Source organism: Streptomyces sp. a15, from assembly GCF_059026085.1.
The window spans coordinates 65877-88392 of sequence record NZ_JBWLKM010000019.1 but is presented as its reverse complement, the minus strand read 5'-3'; the positions used below and the strand labels follow the sequence as shown (position 1 = coordinate 88392).

At 70.6% G+C, this 22516-nt stretch carries 18 protein-coding genes and 1 pseudogene; 5 read left to right on the top strand and 14 right to left on the bottom strand.

Going from position 1 to position 22516, the window contains the following annotated elements:
- The first annotated feature begins 389 nt into the window (after positions 1–389).
- On the top strand, positions 390–1196 hold the full coding sequence (locus tag AC5P09_RS21190; RefSeq protein WP_493875398.1) for a 2-oxo acid dehydrogenase subunit E2: 807 nt from the start codon (positions 390–392) through the stop codon (positions 1194–1196).
- 18 nt (positions 1197–1214) lie between these two features.
- Here the strand turns inward: AC5P09_RS21190 and AC5P09_RS21185 are convergent, their stop codons facing one another.
- The 8 genes from AC5P09_RS21185 to AC5P09_RS21150 are packed head-to-tail and all read right to left on the bottom strand — an operon-like array spanning position 1215 to position 11050.
- Positions 1215–2018, bottom strand: coding sequence for a thioesterase II family protein (locus AC5P09_RS21185; protein ID WP_493875397.1), 804 nt, complete (start codon positions 2016–2018; stop codon positions 1215–1217).
- Positions 2015–2617, bottom strand: coding sequence for a hypothetical protein (locus tag AC5P09_RS21180; RefSeq protein WP_493875396.1), 603 nt, complete (start codon positions 2615–2617; stop codon positions 2015–2017). Before AC5P09_RS21180 ends, AC5P09_RS21185 begins: the two co-directional genes overlap by 4 nt.
- Complete coding sequence (locus tag AC5P09_RS21175) at positions 2614–2850, bottom strand: acyl carrier protein (RefSeq protein ID WP_493875395.1); 237 nt, start codon at positions 2848–2850, stop codon at positions 2614–2616. Before AC5P09_RS21175 ends, AC5P09_RS21180 begins: the two co-directional genes overlap by 4 nt.
- Positions 2847–4814 carry an HAD-IIIC family phosphatase gene (locus AC5P09_RS21170; protein ID WP_493875394.1) on the bottom strand — a complete coding sequence of 656 codons (1968 nt, stop codon included), beginning with the start codon at positions 4812–4814 and terminating at the stop codon, positions 2847–2849. The genes AC5P09_RS21175 and AC5P09_RS21170 overlap by 4 nt, the downstream gene beginning before the upstream one ends.
- Positions 4811–5833, bottom strand: coding sequence for a 3-oxoacyl-ACP synthase III family protein (locus AC5P09_RS21165; RefSeq protein ID WP_493875393.1), 1023 nt, complete (start codon positions 5831–5833; stop codon positions 4811–4813). Before AC5P09_RS21165 ends, AC5P09_RS21170 begins: the two co-directional genes overlap by 4 nt.
- A complete protein-coding gene (locus AC5P09_RS21160) occupies positions 5830–8919 on the bottom strand; it encodes a type I polyketide synthase (protein ID WP_493875392.1) in 3090 nt (1029 codons plus the stop codon). Before AC5P09_RS21160 ends, AC5P09_RS21165 begins: the two co-directional genes overlap by 4 nt.
- Positions 8916–9218: an acyl carrier protein gene (locus tag AC5P09_RS21155; RefSeq protein ID WP_493875391.1), complete on the bottom strand. Its 303-nt coding sequence runs from the start codon at positions 9216–9218 to the stop codon at positions 8916–8918. The genes AC5P09_RS21160 and AC5P09_RS21155 overlap by 4 nt, the downstream gene beginning before the upstream one ends.
- Before the next feature lie 38 nt (positions 9219–9256).
- The gene (locus AC5P09_RS21150; RefSeq protein WP_493875390.1) at positions 9257–11050 is read right to left on the bottom strand and encodes a fatty acyl-AMP ligase; all 1794 of its coding nucleotides are present in this window, start codon (positions 11048–11050) and stop codon (positions 9257–9259) included.
- Between the two features lie 930 nt (positions 11051–11980).
- On the opposite strand from AC5P09_RS21150, the pseudogene AC5P09_RS21145 reads away from it, so the two are divergent.
- Both AC5P09_RS21145 and AC5P09_RS21140 read left to right on the top strand, forming a co-directional pair.
- Positions 11981–12279 (top strand): annotated as a pseudogene (locus AC5P09_RS21145) (IS630 family transposase); the annotation flags it as partial.
- Positions 12280–12506: 227 nt separating this feature from the next.
- Positions 12507–13280 carry a 4'-phosphopantetheinyl transferase family protein gene (locus AC5P09_RS21140; protein ID WP_493875389.1) on the top strand — a complete coding sequence of 258 codons (774 nt, stop codon included), beginning with the start codon at positions 12507–12509 and terminating at the stop codon, positions 13278–13280.
- Positions 13281–14251: 971 nt separating this feature from the next.
- On the opposite strand, the gene AC5P09_RS21135 is transcribed toward AC5P09_RS21140, so the two are convergent.
- On the bottom strand, positions 14252–15064 hold the full coding sequence (locus tag AC5P09_RS21135; RefSeq protein ID WP_493875388.1) for a TetR family transcriptional regulator: 813 nt from the start codon (positions 15062–15064) through the stop codon (positions 14252–14254).
- A 184-nt stretch (positions 15065–15248) separates the two neighbouring features.
- Positions 15249–17054: a 3-hydroxyacyl-CoA dehydrogenase family protein gene (locus AC5P09_RS21130; RefSeq protein WP_493875387.1), complete on the bottom strand. Its 1806-nt coding sequence runs from the start codon at positions 17052–17054 to the stop codon at positions 15249–15251.
- A 391-nt stretch (positions 17055–17445) separates the two neighbouring features.
- Here AC5P09_RS21130 and AC5P09_RS21125 point away from each other — a divergent pair, with 391 nt between their 5' ends.
- Positions 17446–18021 carry an adenylosuccinate lyase gene (locus tag AC5P09_RS21125; protein WP_493875386.1) on the top strand — a complete coding sequence of 192 codons (576 nt, stop codon included), beginning with the start codon at positions 17446–17448 and terminating at the stop codon, positions 18019–18021.
- Positions 18022–18025: 4 nt separating this feature from the next.
- Here AC5P09_RS21125 and AC5P09_RS21120 read toward each other — a convergent pair whose 3' ends face one another.
- From AC5P09_RS21120 to AC5P09_RS21105, 4 genes are all read right to left on the bottom strand, one after another.
- Positions 18026–18529: a GNAT family N-acetyltransferase gene (locus AC5P09_RS21120; protein WP_493875445.1), complete on the bottom strand. Its 504-nt coding sequence runs from the start codon at positions 18527–18529 to the stop codon at positions 18026–18028.
- A 20-nt stretch (positions 18530–18549) separates the two neighbouring features.
- Positions 18550–18948: a RidA family protein gene (locus AC5P09_RS21115; RefSeq protein WP_493875385.1), complete on the bottom strand. Its 399-nt coding sequence runs from the start codon at positions 18946–18948 to the stop codon at positions 18550–18552.
- A gap of 71 nt (positions 18949–19019) precedes the next feature.
- Entirely contained in the window at positions 19020–20597 is a 1578-nt protein-coding gene (locus AC5P09_RS21110; RefSeq protein ID WP_493875384.1) for an alpha/beta hydrolase, read from the bottom strand.
- A gap of 135 nt (positions 20598–20732) precedes the next feature.
- Positions 20733–21770: an Rv2578c family radical SAM protein gene (locus AC5P09_RS21105; protein WP_493875383.1), complete on the bottom strand. Its 1038-nt coding sequence runs from the start codon at positions 21768–21770 to the stop codon at positions 20733–20735.
- Between the two features lie 181 nt (positions 21771–21951).
- Between AC5P09_RS21105 and AC5P09_RS21100 the strand changes: the two genes are divergently transcribed.
- Complete coding sequence (locus tag AC5P09_RS21100; RefSeq protein WP_493875382.1) at positions 21952–22395, top strand: SRPBCC family protein; 444 nt, start codon at positions 21952–21954, stop codon at positions 22393–22395.
- Positions 22396–22516: the final 121 nt, after the last annotated feature.

Genomic DNA, 22516 nt, shown 5'->3' with positions numbered 1-22516 from the left:
CAAGGACACCAAAGTGCGGGGCCTCCGCCCCGCCCTTAAGGTTCGAGGAGACCGGCGGCGACGACAGGTCGGCGACGTTCCGCCATCGGCTGGACCAGTTGCCGGCCATGCCCGACCACATCCGTCTGATCGATCGCAGGGAGAGACGTTGAACAGTCTTGGAGAGTTCGACGAGTTGATCGGTGACCAGCTCGGCTCCCGGCCACCAGCGAGGACCTCCGCCGCAGCGTGGACGAGGTGCCCGGTTGGGACTCCCTCCACGTGATGTGGCTGCTGACGGTCCTGAAGCGGGAAACCGGACGGCGCCTGTCCCTCCCGGAGGTGCCTGTCCCTCCCGGAGGTCATAGAGGCCCCAACCGGGCCCACGTCTACGAGCCGGCAGTGGCCCGATGACCGTCCGGCCCTTGGCCCGGCAGCGGCGCCACACCTTCTACTTCCTGCAGACGCTCCGCGGCTTCGCCCCGGTCTTCCTGGACACCGACGTCGACATGTCTCGGGTCCAGGAACTGCGCGAAGCCGCACGTGAGAGCGGTCGTCGGTACTCCGCGGTCGCCTTCACCGTTCTGGCGGCCGCCCGCGCCCTCGCGGCTCACCCGAAGGCGAACGCGGCGATCCGCGGCGGACTTCGCCCACGGATCGTGACGTACGACCGGGTCGATGTGAAGGTCGCCCTGGACAAGACGATCGACGGTGAGCGGGTCGTCCTGGCGGCGCTACTCAAGGGAGCCGACGTGGCCGACTTGGACGAGATCCAGGGTCGGCTCGCGCATTACCGCAGCGGCGACGCCGGAGTGATGCCCGAGTTCGCGGTGGTCCGCCGACTGCAGCGACTGCCCACGCTGCTGGGATCGGTGGCCTTACGGCGGACCGTCCGCTCGCTCACTGGCCGGCACCGGGTCATGGGCACGCTCGCCGTCTCCGCGCTCTGCCACCGGCCGGTCAACGGCTTCCACTCCGTTGGCGGTACCACCATCACGCTCGGCCTCGGACAGATCACCGACCGGCCGGTGGCGCGCGATGGTCAGGTGGTGATCGCCCCGGTGATGCGGCTCAACCTAGCCTTCGACCACCGCGTGGTGGACGGTGCCGAGGCGGCCGATCTGCTCGCGGACATCAAAACCGCCTTGGAGGAGTTCGAGCTACCCCTCGTGCGCGGCACCGACGGCTGCACCGCGCCCCTGGGAGGCATCTCATGAACGACATCGACCGTCGGATCAGCCGCGTTCCGCAGGTGGTTCGGCCGGCTCTGCGAGGAGCCGGGCCAGCGAACGGTTGAACCGGTCGAAGAACGCGTCGGGCGCCTCGCGCGGAAAGAAGTGACCGCCGGGCACCGAGGTCATCCGGAAGCTCCGCCCGTACCGCTCCCAGGCCCGCACCGCGGCCGGGTCCACGAGGGGGTCGTCGGTGCCCGCGAAGGCCTCGATGTCCAGCGGCAGCCGCGCCTGTCCGTCGTCCGCGTCCGGCAGCCCGGCGCGCCGGTGACTCGCGCAGATCCGCAGGTCGTCCCGGACGACGGGCAGCAGCACCCGCAACCAGTCGTCACGGCCCAGGAACTGGGGGTTCATGCCCCCGATGTCCACCAGGAGCCGGGCCAGTTCCGCGTCCCCGTGGCGGTCGGGCGAGGGTAGCGGGGGCGTCAGATGCGGCGGCGCGTACGCGCCCACGAACAGCGCCTCGGGCCCCGGCTCCCCGGCCCGCACCCGTGCCGCCGCCAGCGCGAAGCCCAGCAGGGCGCCCATGCTGTGCCCGTAGACGGCCCAGCGCCCTTCCAGCCAGGGCGCGAGTTCCCGGCCGAGGGCGTCCGCGGCCTCCCCGGCGTCGTGGTAGCGGCGCTCGCCGTAGCGGGACTCCCGGCCGGGGAGCTGCACCGGCAGTACGTCGACCCCGGGCAGCACCCGGTCCGGCCACGAGCCGAAGAACGAGGCACCGCCGCCTGCGTGGTGGAAGCAGAACAGCCGTAGCCGGGCGTCCTGGTGGGGCGCCCGGGGGAGGGCGGCTGTCGGCGTGATGGTCGTCATGCGCGGTCTCCGGCGGTCGGTTGGGGGAAGGCGCGGCGCGCCCGACGGACCCGAGCGGGCGCGGACGCGGCCCGCCGTATGCCGCCCGCCGTACCGGCCATCAGGACCGCCTGCGACACCAGCCACAGCCGGGTATCGGCCGCCCGCTCCGGCTCCCCGCCCAGCACATCCTGTTCCATCAGCCCGAGCTGTGGCAGCGTCCGTTCCAGCAGGACACATGTGGGCGAGGTGTCGCCGACCCGTTCGGGCAGGTCCAAGAGGTACGCGAGGATACGAGGCCTGTCCGATCCGTATGTGAGGGTGTCCTCGCCAACACCAGGCAGCTCCGTGACCATGACGGCTGCCCCGAGCCGGTCCGCATCCGCCGGCATTGGCACCCGCTGCTCCTCGGTGTCGGCGATGCCGCCCAGTACGATCAGCAGCGGCAGCCTGTGCCGCGTGGAGAGCCCGGTGGTCCAGCAAACGAAACCGGCGTAGTCGAAGGGGATATCGAGCCGGGTGATGTCGCGTCCCTGGATGCGCCGGCGGCCGAAGGCAGCCACGCACGCGCGCTGCTCCGAGGTGACGCACTGGGCGGGACGGGGCTCGGTGGCCGTCATCGCGCCAACACGTCGTACATCTGCCGGAATGTTGTCGCCTCCAGTAGCTCCGCCACTTGGACACGCCGTCCGGTGAGGCCCTCTACGACGGTAACCAGCCGCAGCAGATGCACGGAGTCCCACTCGGGGAAGTCGTCCAGGGGCCGGTCGAGGTTCTCGGACGCGACGTGCACACCGAGTTCCTCCTCCAGGAGCGTGCGGAACTCCGCGATGCCGGCGATGGCGGTGGTCATATCGGGTCTCCCTCGAAAGGCCCGAACACGGCGTGCAGCCGCAGATGGGCGGGAACTGGGGCGATAGTGCGCAGGTCGTGCCGGAAGAAGACGGCGTCGGGTTCGTCCGAGTCCGTGCGAACGTGGGCGAAGCCGTGGTCGGCGTAGAAGGAGGCGAAGGCGGAGTTGCGCGGACTGGGCAGGTAGCGGCCGGTCACAGCGCTCGCCCCGGAGTCCCGCGCGTGCTCAAGCACGGCGCTCAGGCACCCGCTCTCGATGCCGCGCGAGAAGACCCGGCAGCTGAGGACGAAGTTGTCGATGCGCAGTTCGTCACCGTCGCGGCGCAGGAACAGGGCGCCGACCACACCGTGGTCGCCGAACCGGTCGCGGGCTCCCACCACCAGCACGGTGTGGCCCGGGCGCTCCGCCCACGCTGCCAACTGCGGTACGTGCAGCCGCTCGGTGGCCAGATGGAACTGGTTGGTGCGCAGCGTGAGCTGGGAGACCCGCGCCACCTCGGACTCCTCTGGGGCCCGCAGCGCGATCTCGATCCCGAGTCCGTCCAGATAGTCCTGGTACGAGTCGAAGTCCTCGCGGAACTCCTGCCGCCGGGCCTCCGTACGGTAGCGGCCCGCCCGTTTCCGGTCGGCCTCCGTGAGCTCGAACACATCGAACCAGCCGTCGGCCAGCAGCGCGGACGGATGCAGGGCCGGTTCCTCGTCGATTCGGACTACGGCGACCTCGGGCAGCTGCTCACCGACCAGGCCGCACTCGAAGATGCTGTCGTCGACGAAGACGAAACTGTCCAGGCCGATCCCGAGCCGGGCGGCGATGTTCCGCAGATTGTCGTGCTTGGCCGACCAGTTGGCGTCGACGCACACGAAGTCGTCCTCGCGCAGCACCATCGCGGGGTGGTGGAGGAGCGTCCTGCGCACCTCCTCCCCGTCGTTCTTGCTGCTCACCGCGAGCAGCACGCCCTGCGCGCCGAGCTGCCTGAGGATCCGCTGGAACTCCTGGAACGCCTCGCCCCGCAGTCCCGAGCCGAGTTCGATGCCGGCCGGGCCGTGCTCGCCGAGCACCCCGCCCCACAGCGTCCCGTCCAGGTCCAGGACCAGGCATTTGCGGGTTCTGCCCAGGTAGCCGAGCACCACATGGGCGGCCTCCCTGGCGTACCCGGCCAGCAGCCCCGCGGAGAGCCTGGCCTTGGCGTACAGCGCGGTGCGCGGCTCGTACGCGCCCACGCCCTCGGCCACCAGTGGATCGAGATCCACGGTGACAACCCCGGGATGCTCCTCGGCGAGGGCGAGCAGCCCGCTGTTGAACTCGCGCCACACCGCCCCGAGCCGGGCCCGGGACCGCAGATCGACCAATTGATGGGTGTACCGGCGCAGCAGCGGAACTGTGTTGAGCAGCAGGGGACCGCAGCCGTTCTCCTGGTGGGCCTGCACGGCCCGGCCGATGAGAAGGAGCCTGGCCCGGGCTGCGGCCTCGACGTCCTCGACCCGCCAGGGCACCGTCACCTCCTCAAAGACCGTGTGCGGGTCCAGCAGGCAGAGCGTGAGCCGCGGTTCCCGGTCACCCTTCGCAGGACTCGGGGGCCGCATCAGGTCCTGGAGGTAGGCGCCGTACGGGGAGACCACTGGGTCGAGCATCAGTCCGTGCCGGGCCAGTTCGGCGGTGAGCGGCGCCACCAGCGGGGCTACAGTCGACTGGCCGGTGACGGCGACGGTGACCAGTGACACGCCGGGATGGTGATCCCGTATTTCGTCGGTGTCGAGCCGGGCCAGCAACTGGCCCGCAGGCGGCAGATCGCTCGCCGGCATGCGGGACAGGAGTGCCCGCACCGATCCGTACTCCGCCGTCAGACGGCCCGCCCGGTGCAGATCGCGCAGCTCGCGCAAGGCCCCCGGGTCGTACCACGCCCCGGCCGGGGCGCCGCCGTCCACGGTGGTGGGGCCAGGAAGGCGGTCCTCGGTCGTGGTCATGAGCGCTCCAGTGCGATGCCGGACTTGATCCACTTGCTGGACTCGACGGCGATGGTGACGGCCCGCCCGGGGCCCTCCCACTGCCGCAGCAACGCGTCGAGCTGGAGGAACGGCAGGGCGTTCCCGTTGTTGCCGACGGTCCGTACGACATTGATCCGGGGGACGTCGGGGGCGGGCATGGCCGCCGAGATGCGGTCGCTCATCCGGCCGGAGAGCTGCGGCGGCAGCAGATAATCCACCTGGTCGGCGGTCCAACCCAGATCGTCCAGGAGCTCCCAGAAAATCTGCGTGGCCAGCACCGGCACCATCTCCTCGATCGCCTTGTAGTCCTCAAAGATCGCCGCGCGGTCGCCGTGCCGGTCGCCAAGCCCGAACCAGTCGATGACCTGGCCCGGTTCCTTGCCCAGGCCCACCAGCCGGTTGAGCACCTGACGGACCACGATGCCGTGGCCCAGGAGCTCGGTGCTGAGCACCGCCGCCCCCGCCCCGTCCCCGAAGAGCGCGTAGTTGACGAGTTCGGCGGAGGTACGCGAGCCCGGGTCGAAGTCCGTCTCCAGGTGTTTGGCGCACACATCGCCGCCGATCACCAGCACCGTCGAACACTGCCCGGCGAGAAGCTGGGTGCGGGCCACGTCCACTGCCTGCACCGCACCGGCGCAGCCGGATTGGAGCTGGTAGGTGGGCACGTTGTCGATGCCGAGCCGGTCCGCGACCAGATTCACCGTGGCGGGCATCAGCTGGTCGGGGGTGGCGGTGCCCATGACGATGCAGTCGATGTCGGTCGGTTCCAGCCCGGCCTCCATCAGCGCCCGGTCACCGGCGGTCGCGGCGATGTCGGCGAGGCTGTGCCGTACCTGCCCGGTGGCCAGGTCGACGGCAAAGTACCGGCTGGTGTTGCCGATGAACATCTCGGCCCACTGCTCGTCCACACCGACGAGCTTGGCCAGGGTCGCGTTGTCCACCGGTTCCCCGGGCAGGCAGGTGCCGACCGAGGCGAGATGCGCGATGGGTGCGGTCATCGATGCGGTCCTTCCGAAGCGGCGGCGGGGGCCGAGGCGCTGGACTCGGCGGGTGACGGAGCCGGGGATTCGGCGGCGCGGTCCCCCAGATACCGCACGAGGTCGCCCACGGTCCGCAGGCTGGCGAGCAGCTCCTCGACCGGTAGCGTGCCGAGCTGCGGCAGCTCGTTCTCGATCCGCGTCTTCAGTTCCATGACCTGGATCGAGTCGAAGCCCAGGTCCTCGTGGAGCCGGGAATGGTCGTGCACCAGGGAGGCAGCGTGCCCGCCGACCCTGCACACCAGACGGTGCGTCAGCTCGGTGATGGCCGGGGGGAGTTCGCCTGCCGTGGCCGGCGGGCACGGGCCCCCGAGGTCCGCGATGGGCGGTGCCGCGGGCGCGGCCGCCGTGCCCGCGGCACGGGAGGGAACAGGCGCCGACAGTTCAGGAACTCCGGGGGCCCCGCCTTCACGCCAGGCGCGGAACGAGTCGTCGAAGACGTAAGGTGGCAGTCGGCGCGGTACCCGGTCCGACTCGGCGTACAGCACGTCCCAGTCCGGTGCGAGACCCGCACACCACAGTTCGCCGAGCAGTTGCTGCGGCCGGTACCGGGGGGCCCGCTCTCCTGGGTGTGCCGCGTGGCAGCTCACCGGGTGGCCACCCTCCGGCCGCAGCCGGGCGAGCAGCCGCGTGAGGATGGCGCGCGGGCCGATCTCCACCACATGGGTGGCACCGGCGGCGAAGAGCGCGGCGGCGGCCTCGGCGAACCGTACCGGCGCGGTGATCTGCCCCGCCCAGTAGCCCGCGTCCATGGTTTCCTCGTCGGCCAGCCTCCGGCCGTACACGGTGGAGAAGAAGGGCAGCGCGGGCCGCCGACCGGCCACGCCCGCGCACTCTCGGCGGAACTCCTCCACCATGGGCCGCATCAGCGGGGAGTGGAAGGCGTGCGAGACGGTGAGGGGCCGCGCGAACACCCCGCGCTCGGCCAACTCTGTTCCCAACGCGGTCAGTTCAGCGAGATCTCCGGCGACCACCGTGTTGCCCGGGCCGTTGACCGCGGCGAGGGCGAGCCGCTGCCGCCCGGTCAGCATCGGTTCCACATCCGCGGCGCCCAGGCTCACCGCGAGCATGCCGCCTCCGCCGGGCAGTGCCTCCATCAGCGCCCCGCGCCGCGCGACCAGCATGGCGGCGTCCGTCGGATCGAGCGCGCCGGCCGCGCATGCGGCGGCGAATTCGCCGATGCTGTGCCCGATGACGTACGAAGGCCTGATCCCGGCCTCGGCCAGGGTGCCCGCCATCGCGTACTCCACCGCGAACAGCGCGGGCTGCGCCAGCCGTGCCCTGTGCACATCAGTATCTCCGTCGAGCACCGCGTCCCGTACGGACCGTCCGGTGTGGGCGCTGAGAACCTTGTCGATCTCGTCGAAGAGCCGTGCGTAGACGGGGGAGGACTCGTACCAGGACGCGGCCATACGAGGGTGCTGTGCGCCCTGTCCGGCGAAGGCGAACGCCACCGAGGGCGCGGCCCGGCGCCCGCCGGCCGGGGACGGCTCGCCGAGGTCTTCCGCCGCCTCACGCAGCCCCGTCACCAGCCCGGGCAGGTCCCCAGCCGCGACGGCCACCCGGTGCGGGAACCGGGACTTGACCCGGTTACTGGTCCAGCACAGTTGCGCCAGCTGGCCTTCGGGGCGGCGGGCCAGGGATTCGGCCTGCGCCAGCAGATTGGGACGCAGTTGCTCGGCTGTGCGGGCGGAAACGGTGAACACGCCCGGCGTGCCGCCCCGGGAGCGGTGCACGGCGCGGGGCGCCGAGGCCAGCACGGCGTGTGCGTTGGTGCCGCCCATGCCGAAACTGCTGACCGCGGCGTGCACGGTGCCGGGCGGCAGCCGCAGCGGCGACCTGAGCAGCGTCAGCCGGTGCCGGGCCAGCTCCAGCTTGGGGTTCTCGTCGTCCGCGAACCGGCTCGGCGGCACGGTGCGGTGGTGCAGGGCGAGTACGGCCTTGATGAGCCCGGCGATCCCGGCAGCGCCCTCGGCATGCCCAAAGTTGCTCTTGACCGAGCCCAGCGCGACACTGCCGCCGCTGCGCCCACTCGTCAGGTGGCCGAGCGCCTGAGCCTCGATCAGATCGCCGAGCAGCGTGCCGCTGCCGTGCGCCTCGATGAACCGGATGTCGTCGGCGGTGACCCCGGCCGACTGCCAGACCGATTCGATGAGCCGCTGTTGCGCCCAGCGATTGGGCGCGGTGATTCCGTTGCTGCGCCCGTCCTGGTTGATGCCGGTCTCCTCCAGTACGGCGTACACCGGTTGCCGGTCGGCCAGCGCGTCACTGAGTCGGCGCAGCACCAGCACAGCGACCCCTTCGGCTCGGCCGATGCCGTCGGCCGCGGCGCTGAAGGGCTTGCACCGCCCGTCGGGCGCCGAGAGACCCGCCTGGGTGTAGAAGATGTTGATGACTGGAGTCATGATCAGGTTGGTGCCGGCCGCCAGGGCGTAGTCGCTCTCCCCCGAGCGCAGCGAGTTCACCGCGAGGTGGACCGCGACGAGAGAGGAGGAGCAGGCCGTGTCCACGGCCAGGCTGGGGCCCTGGAGGTCGAGGTGGTACGAGACCCGGTTGGCTCCCATGAAGTAGCCGTTGCCGGAGCCGTAGCGGGCGGTAATCCGGTCGTAGTCGGTGAGCTGCAGGTACGCCCACTCGTTGGCCATCACACCGACGAACACGCCGGTGGCCGTGCCGGCCAGGTCCTCGGGGGCGATCGTGGCGTCCTCGATGGCCCGCCAGGCGGACTGCAGCAGCAGCCGTTGCTGCGGGTCCATTGCGGCGGCCTCGCGCGGCGGGATCCCGAAGAAACCGGGGTCGAAGGCGTCCGGGTCGTCGATGAAGCCGCCGCGCACGGTGTTGGTGTGGCTGGGTGGTTGGGCCTGGGAGGCGCTGCGCGGTGCGGTCAAGGGAGCGGTGTGGTAGCGGTCGGCGTCCCATCGCTGTTCGGGGACGCGGTCGGTGCCGTCCCGCCCGTCCATGAGCATGGCCCAGTACTCGTGGGCGTCGCGGGCACCGGGGAACCGGCAGTCGAGACCGACGACCGCGATGGGTTCGCGCTGGGTCATGACCTGTCTCCGTGTGGGTCCGTGCCGTTCGGGATCGCGTCGGCCAGTCGCTCGGAGAGATGGTTGCTGATCGCCCGGACGGTTGGGAAGTCGTAGGCGATGGTGGGGGAGACCGGCAGGCGATAGTGCTCCTCGATCTCGCCGCAGATGCTGATCGCGGCGACCGAGTCGATGCCGTAGTCGGCGAGCGGTGTGCCCGGGTCGATCTCCTCGGGGGACTTCTGCAGGTGGAAGGCCACCCGGTCGGTGAGCCAGAGTTCGAGTTCGGGGGCGGTGTGGGTTTCCGGGGCGATGCCCATGGCGTACTTCTCCTTCGGATCTCAGCTGCTGGGGGCGGTCACCGGAGGGTGGCGGGGGCACCCTCGGCGTGGGCGAGCAGGGCGGCGACCGGCCGCTCCAGGTGCTGGTGCAGGACGGGCAGGGCGCCACCGAGGAAGAGCTGCCGCATGAGCGTGCGCTGTGTCTTGCCGCTGGTGGTCTTGCGGATCCCGCCGGGGTGCACCAGGACCACGCTCGCGGCGGGTAGCTGGAACTGCCGGCTCAGCAGGGACTGAACTGCGGTGGCCAGTTCGGCCGTCCCGGCCTCGCCGCAGGCCTGGGTGCGCAGTTCCTGCACTACGACCACATGGGCGCAGTCGGTGGCGGCGTCGGTGACGGTGAACACCGCACCGCCGCCGCGCCGGAAGGCGTTCTCTGACTCCTGGACGGCCTGTTCGATGTCCTGCGGGTAGAGGTTGCGCCCGTGGTGGATGAGCATCTCCTTGATCCGCCCAGTGACGTAGAGCTCCTCGTCGAGCAGGGCTCCGAGGTCACCGGTGCGGCAGTATCCCGTCCGGCCGTCCGCGGTCGTGGCGCGGAGGGTCTCGTCGGTGAGATCGGCCCGGTTCCAGTAGCCGTCGGTCACCGAGGGGCCGCGGAGCCAGATCTCACCGACCTGGCCGTCGGGCAGCAACTGGAGAGTCGTCGGGTCCACGATCCGTACCTCGGTGGCCGTCGGACGGCCGCAGCCGACGAGGACCCTGGTGGCGTGGCCGACCCGGGCGGACAGCAGTTCGTCCTGCTCCAGGCCCTGGGCGTCCACGCGCAGTTCGACGGGCGGGGTGTCCGGATCGCCGGCGCAGACCAGCAGGGTGCTCTCGGCCAGCCCGTAGCTGGGCAGCAGCGCCTGCGGACGCAGGCCGTTGGCGGCGAAACGGGAGGTGAAGGCTCGGATGGTGGCCGCGCGAACCGGCTCGGCACCGTTGAGCGCCACCCGCAGACTGGACAGGTCGAGCCCGGCGGACTGCTCCTCGGTGATGCGCCGGGTGCACAAGTCGTAGCCGAGATTGGGCGAGGCGGTGCCCTCGACGCGGAAGTCGTGGATCATCTGCAGCCAGCGATACGGACGCTTGATGAACGAGGCCGGTGACATCTGCACACTGGTGCCGCCCACCCACAGGGGGTGCAGGGTCATCCCGATGAGGCCCATGTCGTGGTAGAGCGGCAGCCAGCTGCCGGCCACGACACCCGGCCGGGTTCGCATGGCGGCACGGATGGCCTCCTGATTGGCGGCCAGATTGGCGTGCGTGATCATTACACCCTTGGGTTCGCTGGTGGAACCGGAGCTGTACTGGAGGAAGGCCAGGTCCGACGCCCGTACCCGGGGCGGGCGCCACAGCTCGGGATCGGTGGGCTCGTCCGCGTCGGCGGCCAGGCAGACGATGTCCTGCTCCCCGGAAGCCGCCAGCCACGCACTGATGGCCTGCCGGTAGGCGGGCAGCGTCAGCACCGCGCCCACCGAAACGTCCCGCAGGATGCCGCTGACACGGGCCAGCCGCTCGCCCGGTTCGTCGGGCAGCGGCGCCGGGATCGCCGTACGGCCTGCGTAGAAGCAGCCGAGGAAGGCGGTGACGAACTCCAGCGTCGGAGGGAAGAGCAGCAGAACCGGGCGCGCCGGGTCGCCCTTGGACTCCTGCCGGAGCTGAGTCGCCACGACGCGGGCCCGCCGGTCCAGCGCCGCGTAACTGAGCTCTTCGGGCCGCATGTCCCGGCCGTCCTCGTGCAGATAGACGAACGCGGCTCGCTCGGGATGCTCTTCCACGCCCTCGCGTACGGCGTCCGTCAACGTCCTGTGCTGAAACAGCTGCGGCACGGGTTGTCCTTTCCGCAGTCGATGCTCCGTGCGGTACGAAACCGGAGCGGCACCAAGTGCCGTCCAGGGATTCATTGTTGGGCAGCCGTGAAGAGGAGACGCAAAGCGGACTGAGGCGAACGTCGAAGGCAGGCGTTCCCCGGAAGGCCGCACCCAGCGCTCGTCGCCGCTGCAGCGGGGGTTGTCGCGCTGGGCGTTTTCACCCCCGGGCAGCCCTTCGCCACCCCGCTCGACCGCATCTGCCGGATCAGCTCTCCGAGCGGCTTCTCCGTCTCCCGGTAGGCTTTCGCGGACAACGCGCAGCACTCCGTCCCCTTGCGTTCTCCGCAGGTGTCGGTATCGCCCGCAGGGTGGTGCGCGTCGCGTCGATGACAGCCATCGTCCTAGGCGCGTCGTACCCCGTCTGCCGGGAACGGCGGCGAGCCAGCGTTTGGCCCTCATGCACTTCACGGACATTGGGATCTGCCGTTCCTGCTCGGCGGCAGCAGCGTCGGCGCAGGCCAGGCAGACGCCGACGAACTCGTGCGGCTTGTCGACCCCCTGGGCTTTTTCGATCACCGACATGGCATCCTCCGTTGGCTCGCGGCTGGCATCCTCCGTTGGCTCGCGGCCCGGCCGGACGAACACGGAGCGGGCGGAGCGGGCTACAGGCACGAATCGAGGCCCGGGCCAGGGCCTGGATGCGGTACCAGGCTGGCGACTGACCGCCGAGGCTGCGTACCACAGGGTTCGCGCGAGTCCTGTTGTGTCGACGGTGTGCGGTGGGATTCCCGACAGACCCAAGGTGCCATCGGGAGGCGATCCTCGCCACCGCGCGCACAGTCACCTCGGCCCGGTTTCGCCTGTCCAGGACCACCGTGGTGGTGGCCCGCATGACGGCGGGTTTCCGGGGAATCGAACCGACCGCGAAGCGCACGGGGGTGCCAGGCCAACTACGCCACTCACAAGACGCCCGCTATCCAGAAGTGGCTGCTGGCCCATCCCCGGTTCCACATGCACTTCACCCCGACCAGCTCGTGCTGGCTCAACCAAGTGGAGCCCTGGTTCGCACTGCTGACGGACAAGCAGATACGGCGTGGCGTCCACAGAACGTCCAAGCCCTGGAAAAGGACATCCGGGCCTGGATCGCAGACTGGAACGACAATCCGAGGCCCTTCGTATGGACGAAGACCGCTGACGAGATCTTCGAACGCATCGCCGGATATCTGAACCGAATCAAAGACTCATGACACTAGGCCGGGCGAGTGGCGAGTGAGCCGGGCACAGCACGGGAACAGGAGCCACAGAGGGCAGCGCCGACCAGCGGTGAAGCGCAGGGCCGGTGAGCCCGCTGTGACGGTCCACTCCACTTCCGCGACCTGCACGCCGACCGGACGAGCCGATACAACGGTGGTACGCGGGCATGCACTCCGCGCAGGCACCCGGTGCCTGGAGACGGCGGCGAAGGAGAACGGTCATGACGGACCCGGACGCAGCGATTGCGGACTCCCTGCTGTGCATCGGCCCGGTGCTCCCCGCAGAGGATGGACCGCACGCGCGCACGCCGTGGCGGAGCCTCCATGAGGACGCACTACGGCGCGGCTACACGGTGTGCTACGGGCGGCTCGACGAGTGGGCGGCCATTGCGGTCTCGCCCTCGCGTAACCTGCTCGGCGCGGACCTGGACCGGTACCGCACCGCACGCGAACCCGCCGTCCGGGCACGGCTGCTGGGTTCCAGGCTGCTGCTGCGCCGGGCCGTGGCCGCCGTGAGTGGTACCGAACCGGGGCAAGTGCTGGTGACTCGTGGCACGTACGGAAGACTGGAGTGCGTCAAGCCGACCGGACTGGACGTGGGAATCAGCCACACCGCCGGCCTGCTCCTGGTCGGTGTCGCCCAGGACCGGCGCATTGGGGTGGACGTCGAGGCGCGGGACCGGTCACTGCTGCTCCCGGGGCTGGCCGAGAGGATCGGTCACCCGGAGGAACTTGCGGAGCTGCGGGTACTGGCGTCGGCAGATCGGAACGAGCGGCTGGTGCGCCTGTGGACGCTGAAGGAGGCTTATGCGAAGGCGCTGGGGACCGGGTTGGCCCTGGACTTCTCACAGCTGCGTCTGCGGCCCTCGCCGGGCGGCGGCCAGTGGCGGTGCCGGGCCGCACCCGGCTGGGACTTTCACAGCGGGCGCGTCGAGCGGGACTTCCTTGTCGCGTGCGCCGTGGGCCCCAAGGTCGATTCTGTGACACGGGCATGAGGTTCCATAAATACGAGTCAAGATTGAGTCGTTTCCCACTTGACAGCGTCAGTCTGGTGTTACCCCGCTGTTCGATTGCGAGGGGCGGGTTCGCGTGAGACCGCGTACGCCTTGCCGTCTGCCGACCTAGTGTGATGCGCCAGAAATGACGAGACCAAGTCTGCAGGCTGCTTTCATGGCGTCTCGGGGTCCTCGTGCTCTTCACCTGGAAACAAGACCGCCGACGAGATCCTCAACTCCCTCGCCGGCTACCTCACCAAAATCAACCCACCGACCACTGGAACCTGAGACAGATTTAGTATCGTCATTTCTGGCGCAGGATACTATTGACGCTTTAGTTAGCAGGGTCTCTGGCCGTCTCCGCCGCAGTTGGCTTTGGCCGGTGACGGTACTAGACATGCAGGTCAACGTATCGTTCTGGGACTCGCTGGTGTTCGACGGAGCCGGGTGCCGGCCCGTCCGGCCAGTGCGAGCGCGCCTCGCTCCAAGGCGTGGTTGAGCCGGGTGGTGAACCGTCCTTACGGGGTGGTCAACTGGGTGAATGGCTCGGCGAGCCGCTCCACAGATGAAACGCCGGACCGCACGCTCCTGGCGCACAGCCATCGCCACCAGCTGCGGCACCCGAAGATCGGCGACGGCGACGAAGCGCCGGTTGGGCTCAATCCGGGGCCCGGTACGCAGTGCCGGCGCCGCGTCCCCGTACGAGTCGTGTGGCAGCGGCGCGGCCCTGGTCTGCCGGGCGCGGACTGCGGCCGACGTGAGCAGGAGTGGATGTGACCGCGCCCGATGACCCCGGACGGCCTCCCGCTGATCGGACCGGTCCCGGGCCGCCCCCGGGGGCCTGCTCGCCACCGGCCACAACATGCTGGGCCTGATGCCGGCCACGGCGACGGGACGGCTGGTGGCCGGCCTGCCGACGGGGAGGGCGGACCCGGGGCTCGCTGCTCGGTTCGCGCCCGTGAGGCAGGCCGCTAGGAGCGTTCCTTGAGCGCCTGCTCGATAGTGCGCATCACTTCGTCGAGCGGCGCGTCGGTCCTGGCCACCGTCACCAGCACCTCCCGGTGCGAGGCCAGGGAAGCGGGGGCCGGCCGGTGCGAGGCGTCCCGTCCGGCCCCGATGCCCGACCCGAACGTTTTCCGTACGATCGAGAAGGCGTGGTCCAGCTGCGCCTCGACGTCCCCCTGCCCGCCGGCCCTGAGCCAGCGCCGCAGGACGTGGTTGTGGGCGGTGACCACGGCGGACGCGGCGACCTCGGCCAGCAGCGGGTCGTCGTTGGCGTCGTCGTCGTGTGCGTGCTCGTCGAAGTGGCCGAGCAGGTAGCGGGTGAAGAGCCGCTCGTAGCGGGCCACCGAGGCGATCTCCGCCTCGCGCAGGGTGGGCACCTCGCGCGTCAGCTTGTAGCGGGCGACCGAGATCTCGGGCCGGGCCGCGTACATCCGCATGACTTCCTTGATGCCGCGGCACACCGTGTCGAGCGGGTGCTCGTGCGCGGGGGCGGCGTTGAGGACCGCCTCCGCCCGGATCAACGTGTCGTCGTGGTCCGGGAAGATCGCCTCTTCCTTGGAACGGAAGTGCCGGAAGAAGGTGCGGCGCGCGACCCCGGCCGCGGCCGCGATCTCGTCGACGGTGGTCGCCTCGTACCCCTTGGTCGCGAACAGCTCCATCGCCGCGGCAGCCAGTTCCCGGCGCATCTTGAGCCGCTGGGCGGCGGCGCGGCTGCCGGCGGCACTCTCCGGTGCGTCGGGCGTAGCTGGTGTACGTGAGGACTTGGCGGGCTGGGACATGCCCCGAACGTACTGCATGTGCGCAGCTCGCTGCGCATGTCCCCGGGTTCCCCCGCCCGGTGCGGGCGGGGGAGCGTCGGGCTGAGCGGGTGGGGGCGAACTGTGCGTGGCGGGTGGCGCGAAGCCGCCCGGGTCGAGCAGCCCGCCCCAGTCCGCGTCCCCCGCGAACCAGTCGCCGGGACGCTCAGCGGCGGGCATATTCGCGGAAGCCGCGGCCCGTCTTGCGGCCGAGGCAGCCCGCGGCCACCAGGTGCTCCAGGAGCGGGGCCGGGGCCAGGCCCGGGTCGCGGAACTCGTGGTGCAGGACCTTCTCGATGGCCAGGGAGACATCGAGCCCGACGACGTCCAGGAGCTCGAACGGACCCATCGGATAACCGCCGCCCAGCTTCATCGCCGCGTCGATGTCGTCAAGGGATGCATAGTGTTCCTGCACCATCTTGATCGCGTTGTTGAGGTACGGGAAGAGCAGCGCGTTCACGATGAAGCCGGCCCGGTCCCCACAGTCGACCGCGTGCTTCTTGATCTTGACGCAGACCTCGCGAACCGTTGAGTGGACGTCCTCGGCCGTCAACACCGTACGGACGACCTCGACCAGCTTCATCGCCGGCGCCGGGTTGAAGAAGTGCATGCCGATCACGTCCTGCGGACGCGAGGTGGCGCGGGCGCAGGCGACGACAGGCAGCGACGAGGTCGTGGTGGCCAGGACCGCGCCCGGCTTGCAGACCTTGTCCAGCGTCGCGAACAGCTGCTGCTTGACCTCCAGGTCCTCGGCGACGGCCTCCACGGCCAGGTCGACGTCGGCGAAGGCGTCGTACGAACCCGCCGGAGTGATCCGGTCCAGGGTCTGCGCGGCGGCCTCGGCGGTCATCCGCCCCTTGTCGACGGAGCGTGAAAGCGACTTGCCGATACGGGACTTGGCGGTCTGGGCCTTCTCCTCGCTGCGGGCGGCGAGCACGACCTCGTACCCCGCCTTGGCGAACACCTCGGCGATGCCGGACGCCATGGTGCCCGAGCCCGCGACGCCGACGGAGCGGACCGGACGGCCGGGGACGTCGAGGCCGCCCGCGAGGGGTGTCAGGGCGTCCGGCACGACCGTCGCGCTGCCCGGCGCCTCGTACGTGTAGAAGCCGCGGCCCGACTTGCGGCCGGTCAGGCCCGCCGCGCTGAGCTGCTTGAGGATCGGCGCGGGGGCGTGCAGCCGGTCGCGGGACTCGGCGTACATGGCCTCCAGGACCGTCCGCGCGGTGTCGACGCCGATCAGGTCGAGCAGGGCCAGCGGGCCCATGGGCAGCCCGCAGCCGAGCCGCATCGCGGCGTCGATGTCCTCGCGGGAGGCGTACTTCGCCTCGTACATCGCGGCCGCCTGGTTGAGGTAGCCGAACAGCAGCCCGTCGGCGACGAATCCGGGCCGGTCGCCGACCGCGACGGGCTCCTTGCCGAGCTCGATCGCGAGGTCGGTGACGGCGGCGACGGCCTGGGGCGCGGTCAGCACGGACGAGACGACCTCGACCAGCTTCATCGCCGGTGCCGGGTTGAAGAAGTGCAGGCCGAGCACGCGCTCGGGGCGGGCCGAGTCGGCGGCGAGCCGGGTGACGGACAGGGCGTTGGTGCCGGTCGCCAGGATCGTCTCCGGCCGCACGATCCCGTCGAGTTCACGGAAGATCTGCTGCTTGATCTCGTACGACTCCGGAGCCACCTCGATGACCAGGTCGGCGTCGGCCGCGGTCCGCAGATCGGTGGAGGTGCGGACGCGGGCGAGCAGGTCGGCGCGCTCCTGCCCGGTCAGTCGGCCGCGCTCCACGGCGTGGGCCGTCGCGGTCTCCAGGGCGGCGACCGACCGGGCGGCGGCGGCCTCGCTGATGTCGATGCCGACGACCTCGCGGCCGGCCTTGGCGAGCACCTCGGCGATGCCGGTGCCCATCGTGCCGAGGCCGACGACGGCGACGGTCCTGAAGGGGGACGGAGGGGTGTCGGACAGGGGAGCGGCCATCGCGGACTCCAGGAATGAGGGTGACGACTGGAAGCGCGCCCGGGTGCGCCGAGGAAGGCCCGAACGGGGCCGAACCAGGAGCGCACCGGGGTGCGAAGAGGAGTGCGGGTGTTGCCGGGCTGCAGGCGCACACGCCCGGTGCCGTCGCGAGGCGTGCACACGCCCGGAAACGGCGGAAACCGACCGGCCCTGTCCCGGGGCCGGGTCGTACTCGGGTACACGAGGTACCGAACCGACTGCTCTCGCGGCGGCTGCGTCACCAGGCCACCACGAGGAATTCCGCGAGTGGGTAACTCGCTCGTCTGAGCTTAACTCGTGAGTAACGAGCGCGCCAGCCCCCGAGTTTGTGATGTAGCTCCCGGGCCCCCGGCCACCCCCTAATCTCGGGTTCATGGACGAAGAGTTGCGATCACTCACGGAACGCTTACGGCAGGAGTCGGGGGAGACACCGCTCTACGGCCGCCTCGTGGCGACCGAGGACGTCGACGAACTGGCGGCCGTGCTCACCGAGCCCGGACAGCCGCTGTGGGCCAGGGAACTGGCCGCGTTCCGGCTCGGCCTCGCGGGCGACCGGCGTGCCTTCGAATCCCTCGTCCTGCTGCTGAACCACCGCGACCCGCAGCGCTGCGCCTCCGCCGCCCATGCCCTGGCCCGCCTCGGCGACCCGCGCACCGCCCGCGCGGCCGCCGCCCTCGCCACCAACGAACTCCGTGTCGCCTACGCCCTGCACCCCGTCCGGCTCCTGGTGCGGCTGCGTGCCCCCGAGGCCGTACCGGCGCTGATCGACACCCTGGGGCGGCGGCTGCGCCCGCACGACCCCTACCGGCGCGTGGCCCTCGCCTGCGTGGAAGGGCTCGGCACGCTCGGCGACACCCGGGCGAGGCCGGTCCTCAACGAGGCCCTCGCGCACCCGGTGCTCGCGGAGGCGGCGGTGCAGGCGCTGGCGCGGATCCCGAGACAGCGGTGAGGCGTCAGTGGGACAGCTTCTTCGCGTACCGCACCTCGGGCACGGCGACGCCCTCCACCTCGAAGGGCTCCTCGATGCCGTCGGCGCGGAAACCCGCCCGCTCGTAGAACCGCCGCGCGCGGGCGTTCCCCTTGAGGACCCACAGGAGGATGCTGCCGTGTCCGGCGGCCTCGCACCGCCGGAGCGACTCCTGGAGCAGGGCGTGTCCGATGCCGCCGCCGTACCTGTCCGGATCCACGTAGATCGCGTACAACTCGGCTTCCTCGGTGCGCTCTTCGCCGTCGCGGTACGGGCCGTACGCCGCCCAGCCGACGATCTCGCCGTTCTGCTCGGCGACCAGGTTCACCACACCGTGCTCCGCGCGCGCGGAGAAGTGGGCGCGCCGCCACTCGGCGTCCTTCGGCACGCTGAGGGCGTCGAGGAACGACTGCGGCATGAGCCCCCGGTAGGCGCTCTGCCAGCCCCGGACGCGGATCTCGGAGACGCGGTCGCAGTCGGCGAGCCTCATCTCCCGCACCCGTACGTCCGTCACGCGCCGACCACCGCGAACGCCTCGACCTCCAGCAGGAACTCGGGCCGGACCAGCGAGGCGACCTGCACCGCGGACGAGGCCGGCAGGCGGTCGTCGGGTATGTGGGCCGCGCGAGCCTCGCGGATGGCAGGCAGGTGGGCCATGTCCGTGACGAAGTAGGTGAGCTTGACGACGTCGTCGAAGCTCGCGCCCGCGGCGGCCAGGCAGCGGCGCAGGTTCTCGAAGACCTGTCGGGCCTGGGCCGCGGGGTCGTCCTCGCCGACGAGCCTGCCGTCCTCGTCCAGGGCGAGCTGGCCCGAGACGGCCACGAAGCGGCCCGTGCCCAGGACGACGTGGCTGTACTGGGCGGAGGGGGCGACTCCGTCGGGGGCGGGGATCCTCGTCAGCTCACTCATGCGTCCATGGTGGACCATGGGTCTGACAACGCCTCCGACGGCGTCGCCCCCGACGGGGCGTCAGGCCGTGCTCAGCCGCGGAAGCCGAGCAGACCGTGCAGCGTCGAGCCGCGCGAGGACGTCGACGCCGCCTTCGAGGCCAGCGGCTCGGGATCCGGCAGTGCCTGGCACACCGCGTCGGCCTCGCCGCCGCCGCGCGGCACCGTGCCGTCGGTCAGATACGCCGCCAGGTACTTGTCCAGGCAGGCGTTCCCGCTCAGCGAGATGCCGTGGTTCCCGCCACCCTCCTCGACCACCAGACTGGAGCGGGCGAGCATGTGATGGACCGTCGCGCCGCCCTGGTACGGGGTGGCCGCGTCGTCCGTCGCCTGGAAGAGCAGCGCCGGCGGCAGCTTGCCGTTGGCCACGTTCACCGGTTGCAGCGAGTCCGTCGGCCAGAACGCGCACGGCGCGTTGTACCAGGCGTTGTTCCAGGTCATGAACGGAGCCTGCTCGTACACCGCCCAGTTGTCCTTGCGCCACTGGTTCCAGTCGCGCGGCCAGGACGCGTCACGGCACTGCACCGAGGTGTAGATGCTGTAGCCGTTGTCGCCCGAGGCGTCCACGGCGGCGAAGTTCTCGTACGCCTCGACCAGCGGGTCGTCGTTCTTGTCGTTCACGTACGCCGCGAACGCCTCGGCCAGGTAGGGCCAGTAGCCGTTGTAGTAGCCGCCGGGGAGGAAGGTGTCCTCCAGTTCGGCGGCGCCCACCTTCCCGTCGGCCGGCTTCTTGGCGAGGGCCGCCCGCATCGCGTACCACTTGGCCTCGATCTTCTCCGGATCGGTGCCGAGCTTGTACGTGGCGTCGTACTTGGCGATCCACGACATCAGCGCCCGGTGGCGGTCGTTGAAGGCGTGGTCCTGGGCGAGGTTGTCGTCGTACCACACGCCGGTGGGGTCGACGATCGAGTCCAGGACCAGGCGCCGCACACGGTCCGGGTAGAGCTTGCCGTAGACCGCGCCGAGGTAGGTGCCGTACGAGTAACCGAAGTAGTTGATCTTCTTGGCGCCCAGCGCCTTGCGGATCGCGTCCATGTCCCGCGCGGCGCTGACCGTGTCGATGTACGGCAGCACGCTCGCGTACTTCTTGCCGCAGGCGGCGGCGAAGGACTTGGCGCGGGAGAGGTTGGCCTTCTCGATCGCGGGGGTGCTCGGCACGGAGTCGGGGCGCACCGGGTCGAAGTAGCCCGGCTTGCAGTCGAGGGCGGGCTTGCTCGCGCCCACCCCGCGCGGGTCGAAGCCGATGACGTCGTACTGCGCCGCGACCGCCTTGGGCAGCGAGGAGGCGACGAAGCCGGCGAGCGTCAGACCGCTGCCGCCGGGGCCGCCCGGGTTGACCAGCAGCGGGCCCTGGTACTTCTTCGCGGTGTGCGGGACGCGGGACAGCGCGAGCGTGATCCGCTGCCCGTACGGGTTCGCGTGATCGAGTGGGACCTTGAGGGACGCGCACTGGAGCGTCGGATAGTCGGCGGTGCCGCACTTCTTCCAGGTGAGTTTCGCGGCCTGTGCGGTTTCCGCGGTCTGTGGAGTGCTTGCGCCGGCGGGGACGGCCGTGAAGGTCCCGGCCACGACGACGGCGGCACCGCACAGCGCGGCTGCGCGTTTTCTCATGGAGTCCTCCCAGGACGGAGGGTTTCGGACCGCGAGGGTCACGGTCCTCGCCGCATCGTCCCGGAAAGCACTCCCGGAAGAGCGCGTTCTGTCAATACTTGACCCAATTGGGTCGCGAGTTGCGCTCGGATGCTCTCAGATAAGCGAGAGTTGGGTCGGTTCGGTCAGATCGGGTCGGTCGGGCTCCGGCTCGCGGATCCGCCGCGGCATCCCCGCGCGCGTGGGGCCGATGCCGTACTCCTGGGCCAGATCGTGGACCTGACGGGTGATCCGGCGCTGGTACCACTTCGGGGCGTAGGAGCCGTCCGCGTACAGCCGCTCGTAACGGCCGACCAGGTGTGGGTGATGGTGGCCGAGCCAGGCCATGAACCACTCCCGGGCGCCGGGGCGCAGATGCAGCACCAGCGGGGTGACCGACGTGGCTCCGGAGGCCGCGATCGCCCGTACGGTCTCCCGGAGTTGGGCCGGGTGGTCGCTCAGGAACGGGATGACCGGCGCCATCAGGACACCGCACCCGATGCCGCGCCCGCCCAGGGTCCGTACCACCTCCAGGCGCCGCTCCGGCGCCGGTGTGCCCGGCTCCACCGTGCGCCACAGCTCGGCGTCGGTGAACCCGACCGAGACCGAGATTCCGACGTCCGTCACCGCGGCTGCCTGCGTCAGCAGGTCGAGGTCGCGCAGGATCAGCGTGCCCTTGGTCAGGATCGAGAAGGGGTTCGCGTGGTCGCGCAGGGCGGCGATGATGCCCGGCATCAGCCGGTAGCGGCCCTCGGCGCGCTGGTAGCAGTCGACGTTGGTGCCCATCGCGATGTGCTCGCCCTGCCAGCGGCGCGAGCCGAGCTGGTGGCGCAGCAGCTCCGGCGCGTTCACCTTGACCACGATCTGGGAGTCGAAGTCGATCCCGGTGTCGAGGTCCAGGTAGCTGTGCGTCTTGCGGGCGAAGCAGTACACGCACGCGTGCGTGCAGCCCCGATAGGGGTTGACGGTCCACTCGAACGGCATGCGGGAGGCGCCCGGCACCCGGTTGATGATCGAGCGGGCCCGGACCTCGTGGAAGGTGATCCCGCGGAACTCGGGCGTGTCGAAGGTACGGGTGGTCACCGCATCCGCGCCGAACAGCGCGGCGTCGGCCCGGCTGTGTTCGCCGGACTCGGTGAGGTTCTCCCAGCGCATGAGGCCTCCTCGGTAGCACTGCCCCCAGAATAGAACACGTGTTCCCTTGATCGTGCGACCGGCGTGTTCGATCGCCCGTCGATCCCCGCCCGATCGCTTCCGGCCCCCCGATTTGGGCGCCCGGGACCCGGGGTGGTTGGCTTGCCCCAACCCCGAGAACCAAAGGTCCTGGAGGAAGTCAATGGCGCAGGTCGAGGCCACTACGGAGCGGATCGTCGCGGCGGACGCGGAGAAGGTGTTCGACGCCCTCGCCGACTACACCGGCACGCGCGCGAAGCTGCTGCCCGAGCACTTCAGCGAGTACGAGGTGCGCGAGGGCGGCGACGGCGAGGGCACCCTCGTCCACTGGAAGCTCCAGGCCACCAGCAAGCGCGTCCGCGACTGCCTCCTGGAGGTCAGCGAGCCCACCGACGGCGAACTCGTCGAGAAGGACCGCAACTCCTCGATGGTCACCACCTGGCGGGTCACCCCGGCCGGCGAGGGCAAGTCACGGGTCGTCGTCACCACCACCTGGCAGGGCGCCGGCGGCATCGGCGGCTTCTTCGAGAAGACCTTCGCACCCAAGGGCCTCGGCCGGATCTACGACGCCGTGCTCGACAAGCTCGCCGCCGAGGTCGCGAAGTAGCCCCAACGTGCCACCCGTGACGGGCCGTTGGTCACCTCACCGGTTCGAGTGGATCTCCGGCCACCCCGGCGATACGCCGTAACTCGTCGCGCTTGCCTGCAGTTGTCGCTTTACGCGGGAA